This window comes from Peribacillus sp. SIMBA_075 (assembly GCF_046534585.1).
This window is the reverse complement of sequence record NZ_JAWRYN010000248.1, coordinates 1-347: the sequence shown is the minus strand read 5'-3', so window position 1 is coordinate 347 and position 347 is coordinate 1. Positions and strand designations below refer to the sequence as shown.

Below are 347 nucleotides of genomic sequence, written 5' to 3'. Positions count from 1 at the left end.
CCAACCATTTCGCCTAATTCTTTTATGCTTTTAAAATTTTTGTAAATTACACCAGGACCGATAACAAAATTATCAGTTGTACCTTCTCGAACACCATTAATTAATTTCCAAGCCATTTGTTCTACCTCCTAATACAAGTCCGTTCTCATTGTTCGAACCAGGAATTTAACATTTATATGAATGATAGATGGGTCTTCATCTGGTACAGGAATACTACCTGCACGATGTATAGAAAGTATCCCATCATCTTTTAAACCAACTTCTCTATCTAGTAACTTCTCAATACGTGTAGCAATTAACTTTGCCTTATCATAATCCCCGTTATCACAATACACATCGAAATTCAG

1 pseudogene is annotated in these 347 nt (G+C 34.6%); it reads right to left on the bottom strand.

Annotated elements, in window-relative coordinates:
• Positions 1-128: 128 nt before the first annotated feature.
• A pseudogene (locus SB775_RS28095) lies at positions 129-347 on the bottom strand (hypothetical protein); the annotation flags it as partial.